The sequence below is a fragment of the Aliivibrio sp. EL58 genome, from assembly GCF_900312675.1.
Taxonomy (GTDB): Bacteria; Pseudomonadota; Gammaproteobacteria; order Enterobacterales; family Vibrionaceae; genus Aliivibrio.
The window spans coordinates 120,574-142,602 of the sequence record NZ_OMPC01000001.1 but is presented as its reverse complement, the minus strand read 5'-3'; the positions used below and the strand labels follow the sequence as shown (position 1 = coordinate 142,602).

Genomic DNA, 22,029 nt, shown 5'->3' with positions numbered 1-22,029 from the left:
AAAGAGAAGCAATTATGATGTCATTACTTAAAAGAGCTTGGGCGGTTTTTGCTCGTCCGAGTGTACATATCAGCTTGGGTGTTTTAACCCTTGGTGGTTTCATTGCAGGTGTTATTTTCTGGGGTGGCTTTAACGTTGCGTTAGAAGCAACAAATACAGAAGAGTTCTGTGTTAGCTGTCACGCGGATAACATTCAACCTGAATACGCAGGCACTATTCACGATAAAAACCGTTCAGGTGTTCGTGCTACTTGTCCTGATTGTCATGTTCCACACGAATGGACTTCTAAAATTGCTCGTAAGATGCAAGCAAGTAAAGAAGTATTTGCTCATGTATTCGGTTTCATCGATACGCCTGAGAAATTTGAAGAGCGTCGTATCGTTTTAGCCCAGCATGAATGGGATCGTTTTAGCGCTAACAAATCTCTTGAGTGTCGTAACTGTCATGATTATGACGGTATGGATTTCTCTAAAATGCAACCAACGGCTCGTATTCAAATGCAAGGCGCGAAAGAGCGTGATCAAAGTTGTGTAGATTGTCATAAAGGTATCGCACACAGCCTTCCTGCAAATATGGACAGTTCTGGTGGTATGGTTAGTGAGTTAACTCAACTAGCAAGCAACACTAAATATGAAGATGGTCAAACGTACGTTTCTGTTCGTCACCTTCCAATGTATGAAGATGCGAAACTGACTGTTGAAGCGGGTCTATTAAATCCTGCCTCTCAAGTGACTGTACTTGAAGAGAAAGGCGATGCAATGAAAGTTGCCATTGAAGGCTGGCGTAAAGTTAAAGGCTTCGGTCGTGTTATCCAAGAAGATTTTGGTATGAACATTGCGGTAGGTGCTTTGCTTAAAGATGCAGCTCAGAACGATAAGTTTGTTCAGAAATTCGAAACAAAAGAAGATGATCTAACCGGTCTACCTTGGCAGCGTGTAACAGTAAGTCTATGGATGAAGAAAGAAGATTTCTTACCTGACTACACTACTGTTTGGCAGAAAGCTGAAGAGTCATACAAAACTAACTGTTCTGTATGTCACACTCAACCAGCAGAAGCGCATTTTGATTCAAACACATGGCCTGGTATGTTTGACGGTATGATGGCGTTCGTTAACTTCGATACAGACAGCAAATCACTTGTATTGAAATACCTACAAAAACACTCTTCAGATTTTTCTGACGAAAAACACTAAGAATTAATGGAGTAGATAGAATTATGTCTATTAGCAGAAGAAGTTTTCTAAAAGGTGTTGCAACAACAAGTGCAGTATCTCTAGTTGGTCCAAGCCTACTAATGTCTTCAAAAGCCAATGCTGCAGAAACAACTGGAACATGGCGTACATCTGGCTCACATTGGGGTGCATTCCGTGCGCACATCTATGCGGGTAAAGTACAAGAAATTAAAGCGCTAGATTTGGATAAACACCCAACAGATATGTTGGATGGTATCAAAGGTATTATTTACAGCCCAAGCCGTGTACGTTACCCAATGGTGCGTCTAGATTGGTTGAAAAAACATAAGTACTCAGCTGAGACTCGTGGTAATAACCGTTTTGTACGTGTAACTTGGGATGAAGCGTTAGATTTATTCTACCGTGAGCTTGAGCGTGTTCAAAAAGATTACGGTCCATGGGCTCTACACGCAGGACAAACTGGTTGGAACCAAACGGGTTCTTTCCATAACTGTACTGCTCAAATGCAACGTGCTGTTGGTATGCATGGTAACTTCATCAAGAAAGTAGGTGACTACTCGACGGGTGCTGGTCAAACGATCATGCCTTACGTACTTGGTTCTACAGAGGTATACGCACAAGGTACTTCTTGGTCTGAGATAATCGAGCATTCAGATAACATTATTTTATGGGCAACGGATCCAGTTAAAAACCTACAAGTAGGTTGGAACTGTGAAACTCATGAATCTTACGCATACCTTGAGCAACTAAAAGAAAAAGTGGCTGCTGGTAAAGTAAATGTGCTTTCTGTTGACCCAGTTAAAAACAAAACGCAACGTTTCTTACAAAATGACCACATGTACTTGAATCCACAAACTGATGTGGCGTTCATGTTGGCTGTTGCTTACACGTTATACACTGAGAACTTGTACGACAAAGCATTCATCGATACTTACTGCCTAGGCTTTGACGAGTTTATGCAATACGTACTTGGTGAAACTAAAGATAAAGTAGTTAAAACTCCTGAGTGGGCTGCTGAGATCTGTGGCGTATCACCTGAACAAATTCGTGATTTTGCGAAAATGATGTCTACTGGCCGTACACAAATCCTATTTGGATGGTGTATTCAGCGTCAGCAGCACGGTGAGCAACCATACTGGATGGGTACGGTTCTATCTGCAATGACTGGTCAAATCGGTCTTGCTGGTGGTGGTGTATCTTACAGTCACCACTATTCAAGTGTTGGTGTTCCTTCTACTGGTTTTGCAGGTCCTGGTGGTTTCCCACGTAACGTGGATCAAGGTAACGAACCTAAATGGAATAACAACGATTTTAACGGTTACAGCAGTACTATCCCTGTAGCACGTTGGATCGACTGTCTATTAGAACCAGGTAAAGAGATCCGTTACAACGGCTCTAAAGTTGTACTGCCTGATTTCAAAATGATGGTTATTTCGGGTAATAACCCTTGGCATCACCACCAAGATCGTAACCGTATGAAGAAAGCGTTCCAAAAACTTCAAACGGTTGTAACGATTGATTTTGCTTGGACTGCAACGTGTCGTTTCTCTGACATCGTACTTCCAGCATGTACGCAATGGGAACGTAACGATATTGACCAATACGGTTCATACTCTGCGCGTGGCCTAGTAGCAATGCACAAACTGGTTGATCCTTTATACCAATCAAGATCTGATTTTGAGATCATGACTGAACTGACTCGTCGTTTTGGCCGTCATAAAGAATATACCCGTGGCATGGATGAGATGGAGTGGGTTCGTTCACTTTATGCTGATTGTCGTACAGCAAACGAAGGCAAATTTGATATGCCTGAATTTGATGAGTTCTGGGAAAAAGGTGTTCTAGACTTTGGTGAAGGTAAACCATGGGTTCGTCACGCCGATTTCCGTAAAGACCCTGAAGTTAATGCTCTAGGTACGCCTTCTGGTTTCATTGAAATTACAAGCCGTAAGATTGCGCGCTTTGGCTACGAAGAATGTCAAGGTCACCCAATGTGGTTCGAGAAATCAGAACGTTCACACGGTGGCCCTGGCTCTAAGAAACACCCATTCTGGATGCAATCTTGTCACCCTGACAAGCGTCTGCATTCACAAATGTGTGAATCTGAAGCATTCCGTGCTACTTATGCTGTTCAAGGCCGTGAACCTGTATACATTAACCCTCTAGATGCAAAAGAGAAGGGCATTAAAGATGGCGATTTAGTTCGCGTATTTAATGACCGTGGTCAGCTTCTTGCTGGTGCAGTTCTTACTGATAGTTACCCAAGTGGTGTTATCCGTATCGAAGAAGGTGCATGGTACGGTCCATTGAACGAAAAAGTGGGGGCAATCTGTACTTATGGCGATCCAAATACACTAACACAAGATATTCCATCATCTGAGCTTGCTCAGGCGACTTCTGCGAATACATGTTTAGTAAATTTTGAGAAGTTTAAAGGTAAGGTTCCACCAGTAACATCATTCGGTGGTCCGATTATTGTTGAATAAGACAATAAAAGTTAATTAATGAAAAAGCACCTAAATATAGGTGCTTTTTTTATATATATCATTAATATTTTAAGGGGGAGTATAATAACAAAAGCTTTTTTTATAACTTATCGAATGTATTTTTTATTGTTTTAAAATTAATTAGAAATGAACATTATTTTTCTATGAGAAAAGCAAAATATGTATTATTCTTTCGCCGAAAATTTCACATAAGTGAAACCATTAGGATAATGCAAGAATGCTGCAAAAGTTACTTTCAAATTTAAAAACAAAATATCAGATATTAGTTCCAGTTCTAGCTACTATTATAGTAATGATGTTAGCTATCTATTTAGTGAACTCAAAATTAGAATCTACAAATCGTAATGTTCAAATATCAGACCATAGAAGTTACCAGTTGAGTAATGTCTCTATTTCTGAGTCTCGTTTATTATTTCTTAGGTTAAGTGTATCAGCAGGTTTTACAAATATTGAATCGTTAAAATTGATCGATTTTGATGGTATTAGTTCTGAGCTGAGTTCTAATTTTAATAATATGGTAAACCAACAACGAACATTGCAAAAAATGGGGGCAGCCGTTAAATCTCCTGAGCAACTTCAATCTGAACTTAATGTATTGATTTCTCAATTGAATGATTATAAAAAATATGTAAATGAGATTGTAAATCATAATGATGAAAAGATAAAAGAATGGGGTAATTCTCTGTATTTGACTACTCCTATCCAACAGGCAAGTGAGGTGATATTTACATCGTCAGAAAATGAAGAATCCAAGTTGTATTGGGAGAAAATATTACCTGAAGTATACAATAAAGCAGGCAACATCGAAATTCAGATGACTTCTTTGTTCAATGAAGACTTATATACATCGGTAAGTAAAACGCCAAGAATAGATATTGTTAATCGAGATTTTGAAGCTTTATCTAAATTAATTGAACCATTAGAAAATGAAGAAGCTAGAAATATTCTTGCCTCAGCATTTAAGGCTCAATCGGAAATTAATATTGTATTGTGGAATGCTACTGATGAAATAAATAAAGACAAGAAAGCATTAGTTGAACTTGGAGAGACTCTATATAAAGAGTTAAATGATGAGAGAGTTCGACTAACAGCAATGAATAGTGATATTTCAGACAAAAATATGTCACTAATTTCTGAAAGCCAGAATTTATTGTTAATTGCTTTAATGGTTACTGTAATTATTTCTTTGTTGATTGGTTTTATTATCGCCCAGATCGTAACAAAACCAATTTTAGTACTTCAAGAGCAAATGTCTGATATTTCTAATGGTCGTCTAGATTCATTGAATCATCAATCAAGTGACAATGAAATTGGTGAGTTATGTAAAAATACAGACAGCACTGTAGTCCGCTTACAAGATATGATTAGTAGCTTACGTAATGTTGGTGAAGAAGTTTCTTCATCGTCAACGGAACTAGCAGCAATTATGGTACAAAGTGAAGCAAATGCGTCAGATCAAAAATCTCAAGTTGATTTGATTGCAACGGCAATTACTGAATTAGCGGCTTCAGCAAATCAAGTAGATGCTTCGGCAAACCAGGCAGATATAAAAGCGAAAGAAGTTCTCAGTATTAGCCGTGATGGGGCTCAATCAGCTGCTGAAGGGGTTAAGCTAAGTCAAGATCTTGCTATTCAGATGGATGAAACCTCAACTGAAGTAATGATACTGAAAGATCAAACGGATCGCATTAGTGAAGTGATTACGGTTATCGATTCTATTTCTGAGCAAACGAACCTACTAGCATTAAACGCAGCGATTGAAGCGGCACGTGCTGGTGAGAGTGGTCGAGGTTTCGCGGTTGTTGCTGATGAAGTTCGCGTGCTTGCTGCTAAGACTCAGCAGTCAACGCAGAATATTCAAAATATTATTAATAACTTACAACAGAAGTCATTAACAGTGGTTGATTCAGTAAATCAGTCTATCGAGATGATCCATAAAACCGCTCAAATGAGCCTGGACACGAATAATCAATTATTAAGTATTTCTGATTCAATAGAGATAATCTCTCAAACTAACGCTGAAATGGCAACAGCTGCTAACGAGCAAAGTCGAGCGATTGAATCGATCAGTGAAAATGTAAATGTAATTACTGAGAGTATTAATCAGAATGTAGAAGGGATTAGAGAGTCCACTCAAGCCAGTCAACATTTATCTGAGCTTTCTGAGAATCAAAGAGAACAACTACAGTTTTTTAAAGTATAAGCAGAGTGATTAAGCGTACCAAGTCAGTATCAATGATAACTGACTTGGTATTTTACAATGGCCGATTTTGAACCGAGAATAAATATGAATCATAAGAATGCACACGATGTAAGCAGAATCAATAAAAACTCGTTGCTCAATTTAGGATTAACACATGAAGAGATTGAGTTTATTTATTATACATTTAAGTTTTGCTAAGTTTTTTTTATTCCTTCAGACCTCCTGTCCTTTACTAGTCGCTATTGCTTGTATTCTTAATCGTAGTATTCTATGGAAATTACATAGTTAGCTGTTTAATTTCGTACAGAAATCAGCGATAGGAAGTTCATGATGAATCCATTATTTTTCTTATGCGGACAAGAAACAATTCCTGTTCAAACCGATTTAGTTTATGAAATGCAAGATGATCAAATCACTATGCGTTTTGCTGGTATTCATAACTCCCCTATTGATAGTCATTATCCAGTTCTACAATTACCAACTCAGTTAGAGCATGATGCAAGAATTTTAGGCGATGGCTTTCAAATGCTTGCTCAAACAGCAGGACAGGTTGACTCGCCACAAGATGTCGGCCGTTGTCCTGATAATAGCGCCAGTTATCGTCTGTACTCAGAAAAAGCAAAAAAACGTTTTTATAATTATTTGGTTGTTGAGCAATCAGATGGTTTCACTCTATTTGGATTTACATCATGTTATCGTTTTGCTGGATATTTTGAAATTCACCAATATCAAGGCGTAATGAATGTAATGGCTTTTCTAGATGGTGAAGATACCAAACCACAAGATTGGGCTAGTAACCAAATGGAAGTTATGACTGTCGTGAAAGCGGATTCATTGGCTGAGCTTTATGAACTTTATGCTGTTAAAGTACAGCAGCAACACCCTATTCGAGCTGGTGTAAAACAGAATGCGCCAGTGGGTTGGTGTTCTTGGTATGCTTATTATTCCGATGTTACAGAACAAAATGTACTCGATAATGTTGATGTAATGTGCGATGAACAACAAGCGCTTGAGTGGGTATTATTAGATGATGGCTATCAAGCCTTTATGGGGGATTGGTTAACGGCATCAGAAAAATTCCCAAATGGTATTGAAAGTCTACTTAACGCGATTAAAGAAAAAGGTAAGAAACCGGCAATTTGGATTGCCCCGTTTATTGCTCAACCTGAATCAGCAATATTTAAGAATCATCCAGATTGGTTTGTGCGCCATCATAATGGTGACTTACTCAAAGCGGAAGATATTACTTACGGAGGCTGGCGTTGCACTCCTTGGTATATTCTTGATACCTCTAAGCAAGAAGTTCAGGTACACCTTACTGAAGTTATCCGTACTATGAGAGAGGAATGGGGCGTTGAGCTTTTTAAACTGGATGCTAATTTCTGGGGTTGTTTAAAAGGTCACCGAGTTCAATCTGGTATCACAGGCATAGAGGCGTATCGTTTAGGTATGCAGGCAATTATCAATGGAGCAGGCGAGGCGTTGATTCTAGGTTGTAATGCACCAATGTGGCCCTCTTTAGGGTTAGTTGATGCAATGCGAGTATCGGATGATGTAGAGCGAAATCCAGAGCGATTTGAACAGATTGCAAAAGAGACATTTTACCGTAGTTGGCAACATCGTAAGTTATGGCAAATAGATCCTGATTGCGTAACCTTGACATCATTATCGAATCAAGGAACCGAGCGAAAATATTATGATTTTCATCGTAATGTCATTCTTGCATCTGGTGGACTGACACTATCTGGTGATCCATTACCTGAGTTAAATAGTTTTGCGAAAAAGACATGGAAAAATTTACTTTCACGTCATCGCTTAACACAAGATTCGGCTCAGTTTAAATCGTTATCAAATAGCCACTGTATACTAAGCCTTAATCATCAACATGAGCTTCACTGTCTCTTTAATTATGAAGATGCTCCAATAGAACACGTATTGGTTTCTGATCAGCCTTCAATTTGGCGTGACTTTTGGACGGGAGAAGCATTAAATGAAGAGCCATCGCAAATGTTACTGCTGACCTTGGAGAATGGATTAAGTAGCCGGGCAATTTTAGTTACAGTGGCATAAATTATTTTTCTTCAACCGAGCATTATGCTCGGTTTTTTTATATCTAAATTTCAGTTTAGTATAATATAAACTGAAATATATTAGTTATGGTGTTGATATTTAAGCTTTTATATTTTTTTACTTAATGCGGTTACTTTTTTTTAAAATATCTCTCAAATACAATTACGGACTAACGTAGATAGTAAAATTATATTTACTATCAATAGATATTGAATAGGGAAAGGTAATGTCGAAAGTCAGCTTATTATTAGCGAATATTAAAACAAAATACCAAGTTTTGTTGCCAGTCATCATAAGTGCATTTGTGTTACTTATAGCGGCATTTTTTATTACTAAACAGCTTAGCTCAGCAGTTGAGAATGCAAAGATATCAGATGTTAGAGCACTACAGGCTAGTAGCCTGTCAGATGCAGAATCAAATTTTTTACAACTTAGATTATCATTGACTCGAGCTCTAGGAACTCCTGATCTATTAGTAAATTCAGAACAAGAATTTAACGAAACATATATAAAAATAAAGAATGATTTTGATAGGGTATTAGAACATCATGAGCTTATTATAGCATTAGGAAATCCATCGGGAAGTTTAGAAAAAGATTTGAATGAAATACTTTCTTTAATACCGAAGCAAGAAGATTTAATCAAATATGTTAATAAATTACATCTATTAAGAACAAAAGAATGGACTGAAATTGATTATTTTAATGATTATATTTCTCGTGCAAATGATACAATATCAAATTTGAATGATAGTGTAGTAATGAATGAGTGGCGACCTATCCGTTTAGAGTTATTTTCTATTGCAGCTCGTCTTGAAAGTAGCCTCGGTTATATTTATGGCGGTGAGGTGTTAAATTCAAAAGGAATCCCTCGAGATGAATTAATTAAATCTAATTTTGATGAATTATTTAAATTAGCTAAATTAATCCCCAATGAAACTGCAAAAACATCGTTTGAAATATCGTTAAATAACCATCAACGAGTTGCTAATATCCTTTGGGATACGGCAAGAGAGATGGATGATAAAACTGAAAGTGCAGTATCTCTTGGTTATGACATAGATAATGGAATTAAAGAACAATTAAAGCGTATTGATGAAATTAATCAGAATTTGTCAACGTTGAATATAGACCTTATAGATGAAAGTCAAAATCTATTAATCATGTCAATCTTAATTGTCCTAGCGATAACGTTTGTGATTGGTTGGATTATTGCTGACATAATTACAAAGCCAATTTTAACTTTACAGAAACAAATGTCTGATGTTTCAAATGGTAATCTTGATTCAATTAACCAGATAGCAAGTAGTAATGAGATTGGCGAGTTATGCCAAAACACAGATACAACAGTCTTACGTTTACAAGATATGATTAGTAATTTAAGAAATGTTGGTGACGAAGTTTCTTCAGCATCAACGGAACTTGCAGCAGTAATGACACAAAGTGAAGCGAATGCTTCAGAGCAAAAATCCCAAGTAGATTTAATCGCTGCTGCTATTACTGAATTATCGGCTTCTGCTACTCAAGTGGATGCATCCGCAACTCAAGCAGATGTGAAAGCAAAAGATGTATTAAATATGAGTCGTAATGGTGCGAAGTTAGCTTCAGATGGTGCTAAATTAAGTCAAGATCTTGCTACTCAAATGGATGAAACATCAGGTGAAGTTATGATACTTAATGATCAAACTAACCGAATTAGTGAAGTAATTACTGTTATAGATTCTATATCTGAACAAACAAATTTATTAGCTCTTAATGCAGCTATTGAGGCTGCTAGGGCAGGTGAAACTGGTAGAGGTTTTGCAGTCGTAGCCGATGAAGTCCGAGTTTTAGCTGCTAAGACACAACAATCAACTCAAAATATTCAAGATATCATAAATAACTTACAGCAAAAATCATCAGATGTAGTTAACTCTGTTAACCAGTCGATAGAAATGATTCATTCAACAACAAAAATGAGTGTTGATACAAACGAACAATTACTAAGTATTTCCGATTCGATTGAGTTGATATCTCACACAAACTCAGAAATGGCTGCTGCTGCCAATGAGCAGAATAGAGCCATAGCATCGATCAGCGAAAATGTGAACGTGATAACTGAAAGTATTAATCAAAACGTTGAAGGGATAAGAGAGTCTAGCCAAGCGAGTAATCATTTATCAGAGCTTTCAGAAAACCAAAAAGAACAATTGGCTTTCTTTAAATTATAACAATATGTTTAATATATAAGTTTTAATTTGTATGACTAATGAATCAGAGAGTAAGCAGCCGGATCATTTACCTTTTCATAATAAAGGGTTGAGTGAAGAGGAAATAGAGTTCATCGTTAAGGTTTTTAATATGTATGCAAAAAAGGAATGAAATTAGAATAAACTAAATTAAAAAAGGTCATAATTTAATTATTGTGACCTTTTAGTCATAGGTAAATATTAAAACTCCAGAATCATAGTTCTCTTGATATAAATAACCAATATTATCGAATATAGGATAATAATGCTTATATGTAGACTGCCTTCCTTTATCAAAAATAAAATTATATAGTAAAGTATTATTTTGCTCTTGGATCATACCAAAATGGGAACGGGACTTTGCAAGAGAATCATATTCATCTTTTAATTTTGTTTTGTAAATATATTTATATTTAATGTTGTTTTTTATCTTTGATACTAATGACATATTTAAGCTAGTATTAATATTATAATGCCCGCTATAACCACTCTCCGCGGTAGAGTTTGAAAATTCAGTTATGAAAAAATCTTTGTTCTTCGTTTTAACATCCACATTAATATAAGTAAGTCCATGGTAATCAGAGTTATCACTAGATGAAAGTTTTATTTTACTAACAGCGCTAAACTTACCATCATTATTATGGAATACGTCAGGGATATCATCTTCAAAAATAATATTTGAAATTTTATTGTTAATGTCAAATTCGTCTGTATAAAATATGAGTTCGTTATAAATAGAACTACATGTGTTACTTTCTTTTTTACATGCTGATAAGCTTATTATTTTTTCTGAACGGTTTATAAAGTAATTAATGTCATTTTTTAAAAGGCTATGATCGACTACTATCGGCAATGATGTTGACAATATATTTAGGTTTTTACTTCTAGCTTCTAATGTTTGTTTTATTGGCGGGGGTATTTTGTTTTTATTATATGCTTTAAAAGCAAGAAATATGGTAAGAATAAGTAAGGACAATACAAGTAAAGAAAGAATGGTGCGATTTACTTTTGGTATTTTTATAGTCGATTTTCCATCTTTCAAAATATTATTATTTGCTTTATAGCCTTGACCTTTTACTGTTTCTATTGCATCTATATTATATTTATGTAATTTTTTACGTAACAATGAGATTGTTTGAGGTACAACCGAATCATAGTTGTTACTATTATCATGCCAAGCATGATTTAATATATCATCACGTGAATAAACAACGTCTGGATTCGTGAATAAGAGATTTAACACATTAGCTTCAATATGAGTTATTTTAATTCTATCCCCATCATTTATCTCAATAAAATTGCTTTCAAAGTTAATTGTAAATAGAGAAGTTTTTAAATTTTTTCTATTTTCCATTTAAAACTCTTTTGTAAAAATACAACTTATTGATTAATCTATCATATTCGTAATGAAATGGCTAATTGTTCTCTGTTATAAGTCGCGCTCTGACTTAAGGTGTTGATTTTAATGTAAATAATTATTCATTCTATTGATGGTGCCTAGTCATGTATTAGTGGTGACTCTTCAAGTCTATCAGTGTTAGTTTATTTTAAATGCATTTATTATGTGTAATGTTTTATTAATGTGAGTGCTTGATTTTTTAATGGATTACTATGTAACATATAAAATAAATATTTAAAACTAAATAGGGTAATATATTAAACTTACATCTTAGTATATTATATTAACTAATTATTAGTGTGTATGTGTTAACGTTTTTAATTAATAGTGCCACACATTTTTATCTGTGTTTTTTTAAATTATAATAGTTGGCTTAATTATTTTTTTTAATAAGGGTACAATGAAAAATTACAGGTTTTTAACTTTATCTCTCATTATTATGTCATCTTCTTCTTTAGCAAAAAATGATATGCATCATGTAAAAGATATAAGGAATGTGTCGTCAAATATTTCTTTACATACTAAAAAGAATGATGGCATTGACTCACGCTTAGGGTTTACTGGTCAAGTTAATTTAGGGGTTGGCTTAATTGGTTTAACTTATAATACACCGGCAGAGCCATTTGACAATGACGGGACTATTTTTGGTAAAATTGTCATTAATAATTTTGTTATTGGTTCAAGTTTAAATATAGTAAATCAAGATTATGATTATATGAATAAGCTTGATTATTCAAAATTTAGTTTTACTGGTAATTATGTTCATACTGGCTCAACAGGAACCGGAAATATTGGTATAAAGAGCACAATATATGAATTTGATCTTACAGAATCTAGTATTTCTGATTCTTATGAATTCCAGCATACATTTTTAACATTAGGTTATATGACTTATATTAATGAATTTTATTATCGAGTTGACTTTAACTATGATGTATCTGAACAGGATATCCTAGAATTAGAGAATAAGATTGGTTGGACTAACCAATTAATAGATATCAATTTAGCTTATAATTATTATGACTATGGGATAGGTGCGACCTCGCAAAACGCCCCTGATTTATCTACTAAGAATGTAGAGTTATCTTTAGGTATGAACTTCTAAGAAAATATAGGCTTGTATTTTTATCAACAACCGGTTTAGATAACCGGTTGTTTTTCATATTTAATCTATGCTCTAACACTCAATTTTAGGCGTTGCAGCACTAATGCGTTGTTTTCTATCATGCGTTGGAGCATCAAAGTGACTGGCTAGCAAACACTTATCTGAGCTTTCTGAAAATCAAAGAGAACAGCTACAATTCTTCAAAGTATAAGTAGAGTAGTTGAGTATACCAAGTCAGTATCAATGATAACTGGCTTGGTATTTTTAATGTATTAACCCCTTCCAGACTCTCGTCCTGCGCCTGTTATTGTTGTTTGTATCTTGAATCGTAGTATTCTATGGAAATTACATAGTTAGCTGTTTAATTTCGTACATGGTTGCTGATCAGCCTTCATGTGGCGTGGCTTTTGGACGGGTGAAGCATTAAATGAAGAGCCATCACAAATGTTATTGCTGACCTTGGAGAATGGGTTAAGGTCAGCAATTTTAGTTTCTAATTAAAGCGTTTATATCGCTTGAAATTAGATAGAGAGCATTCCAATATAAGGAGTGCTCTTTTTTTATAAAAAGATCTAAAATATCCAAGGATATAGTGATTTAACATACTGAAAAATATGTAGTAATTTTTATTATTGTATTTTTTGCCATTTGAAATTAATAATATGGGTTCATATACTTCAACGCCATTTCTAATGAGCAGGTTACAAAGTAGTTTATGAGTAGTATTAATCGTTTTTTATTAAATATCCCTTTAAGATTTCAAATCGTTTTCCCCCCTTTATTTGCCATTATTGTAATGATTGCATCTATGATGATTATTGCTTCTGCAATGAATCAGTCAGTAAATAACTCTGAAGTATTGAATGTACGTCTAAAGGAAATGACTTACTTATCTAGTGGTGAAATGAAAATCCTCGAGATATTTAGTGAAGTAAATCGTTCATTATCTAATCCAGAAACATTAAAAGAAATTGACCAATCTGTTTTTAATAAAATAAAAAGTATTCATCGAGACTTTAAAGATATAGCAGCTGAACATGAACAGATTAAGAATGAAAAACATACAACACAGCAACTAATTACTGACCTAAATCACATTTCTGAGTTATTAGAGCGTATTGCTTTTATTATTAAAGATAATCAAAAAATTTCAGAAGAAATGCAAATATCATGGGGTAAATTACCTTATTTAAGTGATTCAATTGAATTGTTGAGTAAAGAAAAGCAAGACTCTAGTTCTATTAACTATCAACATGAATGGTTAGAAATAGAGGAGGCTTTATATTCTTCTTCGGAGGTTCTTCAAATGAAGCTGAGTGCTCTCTACAATTTTAATAGTTCTGAAGGGGATGATGATATAATCCAGAAAGAGTTTGAGAGGTTTAATACTAATTTATTAAAGCTGAATGTAAGTGAGTCTAAAAATATAATTAAAGAAAGGATTGATAATTTATATACAATATATAACCTTTTCTCAAAATTAAGAGCAAACTTAGATAAAAATACAAATGAACTCTATAAGCTTGAGAGTGATATTAATTTAGTCATAAAATCACAAGTGTCTCGCATTAATACAATCAGTAGTAATTTATCGAAAGACAGCATTGAATTAATGTTTTCGAGTAAAAAATTGATAATAATGTCGATGATTTGTTTTACTTTACTGACAATCTTAATTACTTGGATAACGATTAAGACGATTGTAAATCCAATTAAAATCTTGAGAAACCAAATTGAGTCGCTTTCTCAAGGTGAATTAAATAATCTTAATTCTTTAACCGGTAGTAATGAAATCGCTGAGCTATGCCAAAATACGGATAAAACGGTTACTCATTTACATAAAGTCGTCGATGTATTGAGAGGTGTGGCATCAGAAGTATCTTCATCATCATCAAGTTTAAATGTGTTAATGAGCGTGAACGAAAAAAACGTATTAGAAGAAAAGTGTCAGATTGATCTTATTGCTGCGGCAATTACTGAATTATCAGCGGCAGCGACTCAAGTTGATCATGTTGCGATGAATGCGGATGAAAGAGCAAAAGAAGTACTTAATTTAAGCCGTTCTGGTGCAGAAACAGCTTCTATCAGTAGCCAATTAAGCCAAGAGCTAGTATCTCAAATGGGATTGACAGCGAAAGAAGTTGAATCATTGAAAATACAATCAGAACAGATAAGTGAAGTGATCACCGTTATTGATTCTATTTCAGATCAAACTAATCTACTGGCACTTAATGCTGCGATTGAAGCTGCAAGAGCAGGAGAGAGTGGTAGAGGCTTTGCGGTTGTTGCCGATGAAGTAAGGATGTTGGCTGCAAAAACACAGCAATCTACATTAACGATTCAAGAAGTTATTGACCGCTTACAAAATACGTCTAATGATGTGGTTGAATCTGTTTCTAAATCAATCGATATTATTAATGAGACACAAGAAATGACAAATAAAACAAACAGTCAACTAGTTGATATATCAGTTGAAATAGAAGAAATTACTCGTTCAAATACCGAAGTAGCAACAGCAGCAAATGAACAAAATCAAGCTATTATGTCTATTAGCGAAAGTATTAATTTAATGACAGAAAGTATCAACGATAATATTAATGAAATGAATAATATCAGTTCTAACGCAGATGCTTTATCTGAGCTTTCTGTATCTCAAGAGAAGCAATTAAAATTCTTTTCATTATAATCTGAAATATTAGAGGTATTTATGAGTCGTAAAGAAACAGTCGAGAGTAAAGGGAAAGACTCATTATGTAGCAAGGGGTTAACAACTAAAGAGAAAGAGTTTATCAATGAAGTTTTTAGCATGAAAAATATAAAAATAACAGATGAGCTTAATCAATCGATAAGAAGTTCTATTTTATAATAGTGTGAATTATTAATAGTTCTCGTTTACGATAAATGAAAACCCTTCATTTTCATTGTAAGCGAGGCTATAAGTATCATCTATAATATGGAAGTGCATATAATTATATTTTTTTAACTTTTTAAAGCGTAAAGGAAATATTTTTAACTTTTCAGTTTCTTGAATGTATCCATTTTGTATAAGGTTGTTCTGACCATCTGAGTTAACGAACTCGGCGATTAAAGATGATTTATCAAAATTTACTGTTACATCGCTGTAGTTCGTATAGTTCCCATGGTAACCAGATTCACTAATATAAATTGATCTATTCACATTGTACTTCTCATGAGCAATTTCTTGAAAGTAAAAGCTATAAGAGACTTGGGCTTGGTAGGCTTCTTCTTTTATTGACGATACACTTATATTACTTTGTAGATTAAAGAATCCGTAAGTGTCTGAATTATTTATTAATCTTTTCCTTTTTTCTATTTTTACGTTAATAACATCATTAAGAATATTGGTGTATTTTTTGTTTTTACTATCTAGCAGTATGAATTTATTAAAAGAGTTATTACATATATCGTCAACAACGAAGCAAATTGATATTGAAAGATGTTTTTTTTCTTTGTTGAAGAAATAAAGATAATCAGGATTAAATTCAATGCTGTTTAAGTCAATGTGTTCAGAGGTTGAAAGCATATAAACATTCGGCTGAAGAGAGATGAGGCTTTGCTCTATCGGACCACGGCTTTCTTTTTTGTTATAGATAATAAAAAGGGCAGCGAAAGACAAAAAGAAGAGAGGAAGTAATAAGTAGTAGCGTGATTTTTGAGTTACCGTTTTTAAACGATCACCTGATTTATACCCTTTTTGTTTGATGGTATCTATGACGACAATATCGTATTTGAGAAACTTCTTCCTCAGTAGTGAAATCGTTTGAGTAACAACACTGTTTGAAACAGAAGTGTCTTGCCAACACTCCTGATAAACATCATCTTTGGTATAGATCTTATTTGGGTTGCTATAAAGCAGAAATAATAGATTAGCTTCGTTAAGACTAAGCTTAATTTCATCACCATTTGCTTTTATGAGCACAGTTAAACTCTCATAATCAATGGTCATATTTGTTGTTTCTATTATTTCTTTTTTATTCATAGGTGTTAATTAACACTCAATTTTAGGCGTTGCAGCACTAATACGTTGTTTTCTATCATGTGTTGGAGCATCAAAGTGACTGGCTAACAAACGTTGGGTGATAGAGTGCTGTGGATTAGCAAAGACTTCCTGAGTTGGGCCTTTTTCTACCACTTCACCTTCATGCATAACCATAACTTTATCGGTAATATGTTTTACTACTCCGATATGCTGTGACACATAAATAAACGAAATGGCCATCTCTTGCTGAAGTTCTAAGAACAAGTTAATGATCTGAGAACGCATCGCCATATCCAAACCATTCAATGCTTCATCTGCGACGATAATCGATGGTTGTAATATCAAAGCACGAGCCAAACAGACACGCTGCTTCTGACCTGTTGCCAGCATTTGCGGATAGAAGTAGGCGTGTTCAGGTAATAAGCCGACACGTTGTAAAGTATCTTTAACTCGACGCTCTCTCGCTTCTGGCGGCATGCTTGTATTACGTTTTAATGGACCTTCTAAGATACGGCCAATCTGAATTCGCGGATTCAAGGAGGAGTTTGGATCTTGAAAGATCATACGAATAAGCTTACAGCGCGTTTTAAAATCTTTGTAATCAAGAACCTCGCCATTCACTTTAATGATACCAGAGGTGGGTTCAACTACGCCTGCTAGCATTCTTGCTAAGGTTGATTTTCCCGAGCCATTAGCGCCGATAAAGCCTATCGTTTGGCCTGCTTCTAAAGAAAAACTAACGGGCTTTACAGCCTCTTTAACCTGTTTACGAAACAGCCCTGTACGAAAGACATAATCTTTTTTAAGATCCGTTACTTCAAGAAGCGCAGTCATTTTTCTTCTCCTCAAAATTTAATGGGAAGTGACAACTAAATTTATGATCTTTCACTTTTCTACCTTCAGGTACTTGAACACATTTACGTTGAGCATAAGGACAACGAGGCCCTAAACGACAGCCAATCGGTAAATGTTGTAATGGCGGAATCGTCCCTGGTAGAGATTCTAATTTCGCTTTATGGGGGATCCCGTCTTTACCAAAATCAGGCATGGCTCGCAGTAGTGCATTGGTATAAGGATGCTTAGGCGCTTCCAAAATATCTTTACGGCAAGCAGATTCAACCGATTGGCCACAATACATTACGGTTATTCTATCAACCCATTGGGTTAAGGTAATTAAGTCATGGCTGATCAACAGAATCGTGGTGTTATTAACCTGATTCATACGGCTTAATAAACGGAATATTTGTGACTGTGTCACGGCGTCCAACTCATCGGTTGGTTCATCAGCAATCAAAATACGGGGTTTATTGGCAATCGCCATCGCAATCATTACCTTTTGGCATTCACCATCAGTAAGCTCATACGGATAGCATTTCATAATCCGTTTATGATCTTTAATACCCACTTTATGAAGCAGTGCAATTGCGCCTTTAGTTCGCCAATTCCAACGTTGCCACCAGTTACCGGTAAAATATTTTGATGGGATGGCTTCTTTTAATTGATTACCTACTTGCTCAGAGGGATCAAGACAGGTAGATGGCTCTTGAAATATCATCGCCATTTCACGGCCAATAACTCGTCGTCGCTCTTTTGGAGAAAGGGCTAATAGATCGATATTACCCAGTCGCATTCTATCAGCGCTGATCTTCCAATTGTCTTTTGTTATCCCTAAGATAGCTTTAGCTACAAGAGATTTACCTGAACCAGATTCACCCACAAGGCCACGGATCTCTCCTTCATTCAGGGTTAAACTCATACGGTCTACGGCCTTTACCATTCCTTGCGGAGTTTCAAGCTCGATAGTTAAATGACGAATATCTAATAATGGCATTATTCTGTCCCCGCATTTAACGCGCGCTGGATCCCATCACCCACAAGGTTAATGATGATAACGGTAAAAGTAATAACGATACCCGGTAACGTTACTGTCCATGGGGCGATATAAATTAACTCAATAGAGTCACCCAAAATTGCACCCCACTCAGGGCTAGGGGCTTGTGCTCCTAATCCAAGAAAGCCTAATGCAGTAATGTCTAAAATCGCGACAGAAATGGCTAATGTCATCTCCGCAACAATAATACTTAAAATATTCGGTAGAACTGAGTTCCATAATAAATAGAAGTCATTTGCGCCATCTAAACGAGCGGCAAGGATATAATCTTTCTCCATCTCATTATGTACTGCGGTGTATACAGCACGGATGAAGCGTGGAATAAGCGCTAACCAGATAGCTAATAGAATATTAAATTCGCCAAAGCCTAAAAAAGCCACGAAAATAATAGCAAGAAGAAGAGATGGGATAGATAAGATGGTATCTAATAAGTGATTTAATATACTGGATATCAAGCCTTTAGTCATACCTGCAAAAATACCGATAATACACCCGACAAAGCCGGACAATAGGGCGACAAGCATGGCATAGCCAAAAGTTAATTGTGACCCCATTAGCAAGCGAGAAAGAATATCGCGGCCTAGATCATCTGTACCTAAGAAAAAAGCGACATCACCCTCAGAGCTCCATGATGGTGGCATCAGTAAATTATCAGATTGCCATTGTGGATCATATGGGCTCAGCCAAGGAGAGGTGACAGTGATAATAATGATCAGTAATAAACACCAGAATCCGAACATAGCTAAAGAGTTGGAGCGAAAACTCAACCAAAATCGTTCCATTTGAGTAGGAATATGTTCTTCTTGATAAACACTATTTGAGAGCATAGAACTCTTTCCTTACTAATGGGTTTACTGAAGCGCCCAATAAATCCGATAAAATATTAGCGAGTAAAATAAATGAAGCAACAGTAATTACCCCAGCTTGAACAGCAACAAAATCTTGATTGATGATGGCATCTAATAACCAACGACCAACTCCTGGCCAGTTAAAAATGGACTCAGTTAAAATTGCAGCAGTAAATAAACCAGATAGCTGAATACCTAATTTAGGAATAATTGGCGGTAATGCATTACGAATAATGTGTTTAACCATGATTTCAAACTTAGATAAGCCCTTAGTATGGGCGACTTTAATGTAGTTTTGAGTAATCACCGTTGAAACGGAAGAACGCATTAAACGGATCACTTCAGTCATAGGAGCAATAGAGAGTACCAAGGTTGGTAGAATCAGATGTTGGATAATATTTTCTAGCATTTCAGCACGATAAGGTGATTTAGAAGCCAATACATCAATGAATGCAAAGCCTGTTTTTGCATCAAACTCATACAGCAAGCTATGACGACCAGAAACAGGGGTAATCCCTAGTTTTAGACTAAAAAACATCAGTACGATTAAGGCAATCCAAAATAGAGGCATAGAGTAGCCAAGTAGAGCAATAGATGAAATAAACGTATCTGTAGGTTTCCCCTGACGCATACCTGCAATGGTACCCACAGGTGTCCCAATGATTAATGCGATAAAAAAAGCAAAGAAGCACAGCTCGATGGTAGCTGGAAAAACACGAAGAATTTCATCCAACATGTTCACTCCATACTGGTTAACCCCTAAATTACCGTTGGCTAATTGGCCTAAATAGGTCATCCATCCAGAAAAGAAAGAGGCTTGCGCCCAAGCCGATGTTTCGTCAAGACGTAAAATATTAAACCCAATTAATGTCAGAATTAATAGCGTAATAATGAATAAATTAAATCGTCGAATAGTATAAATCCACATTATTTCTCCTCCTTAACTCTAACAACACGATGAAATGGGTACGTATTAAATGGGCTTAACGTAAACCCGCTTAGTGATGATTGATTCGCTTGATATTTCACACCATGTGCGAGTGGTATGATAGGCATCTCTTCACTCAATAGATTTTGAATTTGACGATATAAATTAATACGATAGCGTGGTTGATTGGTCTCTTTGGCTAAATCAAGTAAGAAATCAAATTCCTCATTACACCAGTTTGCGAGGCCAAATCCCGCTTGTTTTGCGTTACACGAAAGTAATGGTCTTAACATGGTGTCTGGGTCTGAACTATTCGCGTTCCAGCCGGTTAATACTAAATCGATATTGTTTTCTGCTAGTTCATTGCGACTTAAAAGATCACTTGTAATGATCTTGAGTTTAATTCCGATTTTCGCAAAATCGCTTTGAATGATTTCTGCTGATTTTTTAGGACTTGGATTATAAGAATTATTATCAAGAGGTACCCACATAGTGAGTTCAATATTCTCTTTGATCCCAGCTTCGCGTAATAAGCCTTTTGCATAATTTAAGTTATAGCGAATAAAAGAGCTGTCATTACCATAAGCCCAAGAAGCAGGAGGTAAGATCGATTTCGCCTCAATACCTGAATTATAGTAGACCGAGTTAATTAAGCTTGAACGGTCAATAGCAAAATTGAGCGCCTTACGAACACGTTGATCTTGTAATAATGGGTTTTGCGTGTTGATAGCAATAAAGGCCACATTGGTCGCAGTTTGTGAATACAACGTCAGTTCATCATTTTTGATAATAATAGGCAGCTGACTCGATATCGGGTTTACCACCACATCACACTCTTGACGTAGCAGTTTTGCTAATGAACCTGTACCTCGGCTAGATATATCAAAGACAACTTGTGACATCTTAGCTTTACCTTGCCAATAATCATCATGTCGTTTTAAGCGAACCATCTCATTTTTTTGAAATTGAGATAACTTAAAAGGACCAGTACCGACAGGGAGGAAATCAATCAGGTTTTTCTCATCAGAGGCTGCGAGTTGTTGAGCATATTCTTCTGAGTGAATGACGGCATAAGAGGTTGCTAAAGAAGATAAAAAGGTATTATCCGCTGAAGAAAGGATAAACTGAACTTGATGTGGATTGATGGCTTTAACTTCAGTAACCATGTGAGAAAAATTGATACTATCAAACCATGAGTAGTGCCCTGAATTGACATTATGGAATGAGTTGTCAGGATTTAAAATACGGTTAAAACTAAAGACAACATCATTCGCGTTAAGAAAGCGTGTTGGCGTAAATAAGTCAGTAGTATGAAACGCCACATTGGGCTGTAAAGTGAAGGTATAAACCGTACCCGTTTCATCAATCTGCCAATCACTTGCCAAATTAGAAGATGGTTTCTGTGTTATTGGATCAATAATAAGCAAGCGATCATAAATCTGAGCGCTAATGGCTTCAAGAATACTGTTTTCATCAGAAATTTGTGGATTAAAAGTATCCAAATTTCCTGACTCACAGTAAACGAATCCTGTTTCATGAATTGTTTGTTTAATCCCCGCATCATAGCAACCAACCAGGCTAAATAGCCCTGTAGCCGCCATGAGTATGCGCGCAATAATTTTCATAATGACCGCAGCTTTTTATCAATGTTAATTAAT

15 protein-coding genes are annotated in these 22,029 nt (G+C 35.6%); 8 read left to right on the top strand and 7 right to left on the bottom strand.

Features of this window, described 5'->3' with window-relative positions; genetic code table 11:
* The first annotated feature begins 14 nt into the window (after positions 1 to 14).
* From torC to ED622_RS00585, 5 genes are all read left to right on the top strand, one after another.
* Positions 15 to 1,193, top strand: coding sequence for a pentaheme c-type cytochrome TorC (torC, locus tag ED622_RS00605; RefSeq protein ID WP_122032049.1), 1,179 nt, complete (start codon positions 15 to 17; stop codon positions 1,191 to 1,193).
* Between the two features lie 23 nt (positions 1,194 to 1,216).
* Entirely contained in the window at positions 1,217 to 3,679 is a 2,463-nt protein-coding gene (gene torA, locus ED622_RS00600; protein WP_122032048.1) for a trimethylamine-N-oxide reductase TorA, read from the top strand.
* 238 nt (positions 3,680 to 3,917) lie between these two features.
* A complete protein-coding gene (locus ED622_RS00595; protein ID WP_122032047.1) occupies positions 3,918 to 5,903 on the top strand; it encodes a methyl-accepting chemotaxis protein in 1,986 nt (661 codons plus the stop codon).
* Positions 5,904 to 6,230: 327 nt separating this feature from the next.
* Positions 6,231 to 7,973, top strand: coding sequence for a glycoside hydrolase family 36 protein (locus tag ED622_RS00590; RefSeq protein ID WP_122032046.1), 1,743 nt, complete (start codon positions 6,231 to 6,233; stop codon positions 7,971 to 7,973).
* Positions 7,974 to 8,199: 226 nt separating this feature from the next.
* Positions 8,200 to 10,182, top strand: coding sequence for a methyl-accepting chemotaxis protein (locus ED622_RS00585; protein WP_122032045.1), 1,983 nt, complete (start codon positions 8,200 to 8,202; stop codon positions 10,180 to 10,182).
* A 202-nt stretch (positions 10,183 to 10,384) separates the two neighbouring features.
* Here ED622_RS00585 and ED622_RS00580 read toward each other — a convergent pair whose 3' ends face one another.
* On the bottom strand, positions 10,385 to 11,554 hold the full coding sequence (locus ED622_RS00580) for a winged helix-turn-helix domain-containing protein (RefSeq protein WP_122032044.1): 1,170 nt from the start codon (positions 11,552 to 11,554) through the stop codon (positions 10,385 to 10,387).
* A gap of 445 nt (positions 11,555 to 11,999) precedes the next feature.
* On the opposite strand from ED622_RS00580, the gene ED622_RS00575 reads away from it, so the two are divergent.
* The 3 genes from ED622_RS00575 to ED622_RS19910 all read left to right on the top strand — a co-directional run bounded on the left by ED622_RS00575 (position 12,000) and on the right by ED622_RS19910 (position 15,570).
* Positions 12,000 to 12,704: a hypothetical protein gene (locus ED622_RS00575; protein WP_162922410.1), complete on the top strand. Its 705-nt coding sequence runs from the start codon at positions 12,000 to 12,002 to the stop codon at positions 12,702 to 12,704.
* Between the two features lie 715 nt (positions 12,705 to 13,419).
* Complete coding sequence (locus ED622_RS00565) at positions 13,420 to 15,390, top strand: methyl-accepting chemotaxis protein (protein ID WP_122032042.1); 1,971 nt, start codon at positions 13,420 to 13,422, stop codon at positions 15,388 to 15,390.
* A 21-nt stretch (positions 15,391 to 15,411) separates the two neighbouring features.
* Complete coding sequence (locus ED622_RS19910; RefSeq protein WP_162922409.1) at positions 15,412 to 15,570, top strand: hypothetical protein; 159 nt, start codon at positions 15,412 to 15,414, stop codon at positions 15,568 to 15,570.
* Positions 15,571 to 15,582: 12 nt separating this feature from the next.
* Here the strand turns inward: ED622_RS19910 and ED622_RS00560 are convergent, their stop codons facing one another.
* The 6 genes from ED622_RS00560 to sapA are packed head-to-tail and all read right to left on the bottom strand — an operon-like array spanning position 15,583 to position 21,996.
* Entirely contained in the window at positions 15,583 to 16,704 is a 1,122-nt protein-coding gene (locus tag ED622_RS00560; protein WP_122032041.1) for a winged helix-turn-helix domain-containing protein, read from the bottom strand.
* 9 nt (positions 16,705 to 16,713) lie between these two features.
* Complete coding sequence (locus tag ED622_RS00555; RefSeq protein WP_122032040.1) at positions 16,714 to 17,538, bottom strand: ATP-binding cassette domain-containing protein; 825 nt, start codon at positions 17,536 to 17,538, stop codon at positions 16,714 to 16,716.
* Entirely contained in the window at positions 17,522 to 18,535 is a 1,014-nt protein-coding gene (locus tag ED622_RS00550) for an oligopeptide/dipeptide ABC transporter ATP-binding protein (RefSeq protein WP_122032039.1), read from the bottom strand. The genes ED622_RS00555 and ED622_RS00550 overlap by 17 nt, the downstream gene beginning before the upstream one ends.
* Entirely contained in the window at positions 18,535 to 19,422 is an 888-nt protein-coding gene (gene sapC / locus ED622_RS00545; RefSeq protein ID WP_122032038.1) for a putrescine export ABC transporter permease SapC, read from the bottom strand. The genes ED622_RS00550 and sapC overlap by 1 nt, the downstream gene beginning before the upstream one ends.
* Positions 19,409 to 20,371: an ABC transporter permease subunit gene (locus ED622_RS00540; RefSeq protein ID WP_122032037.1), complete on the bottom strand. Its 963-nt coding sequence runs from the start codon at positions 20,369 to 20,371 to the stop codon at positions 19,409 to 19,411. Before ED622_RS00540 ends, sapC begins: the two co-directional genes overlap by 14 nt.
* Positions 20,371 to 21,996 (bottom strand): ABC transporter substrate-binding protein SapA, encoded by a 1,626-nt coding sequence (gene sapA, locus ED622_RS00535; RefSeq protein ID WP_122032036.1) that lies wholly within the window; start codon positions 21,994 to 21,996, stop codon positions 20,371 to 20,373. The genes ED622_RS00540 and sapA overlap by 1 nt, the downstream gene beginning before the upstream one ends.
* Positions 21,997 to 22,029: the final 33 nt, after the last annotated feature.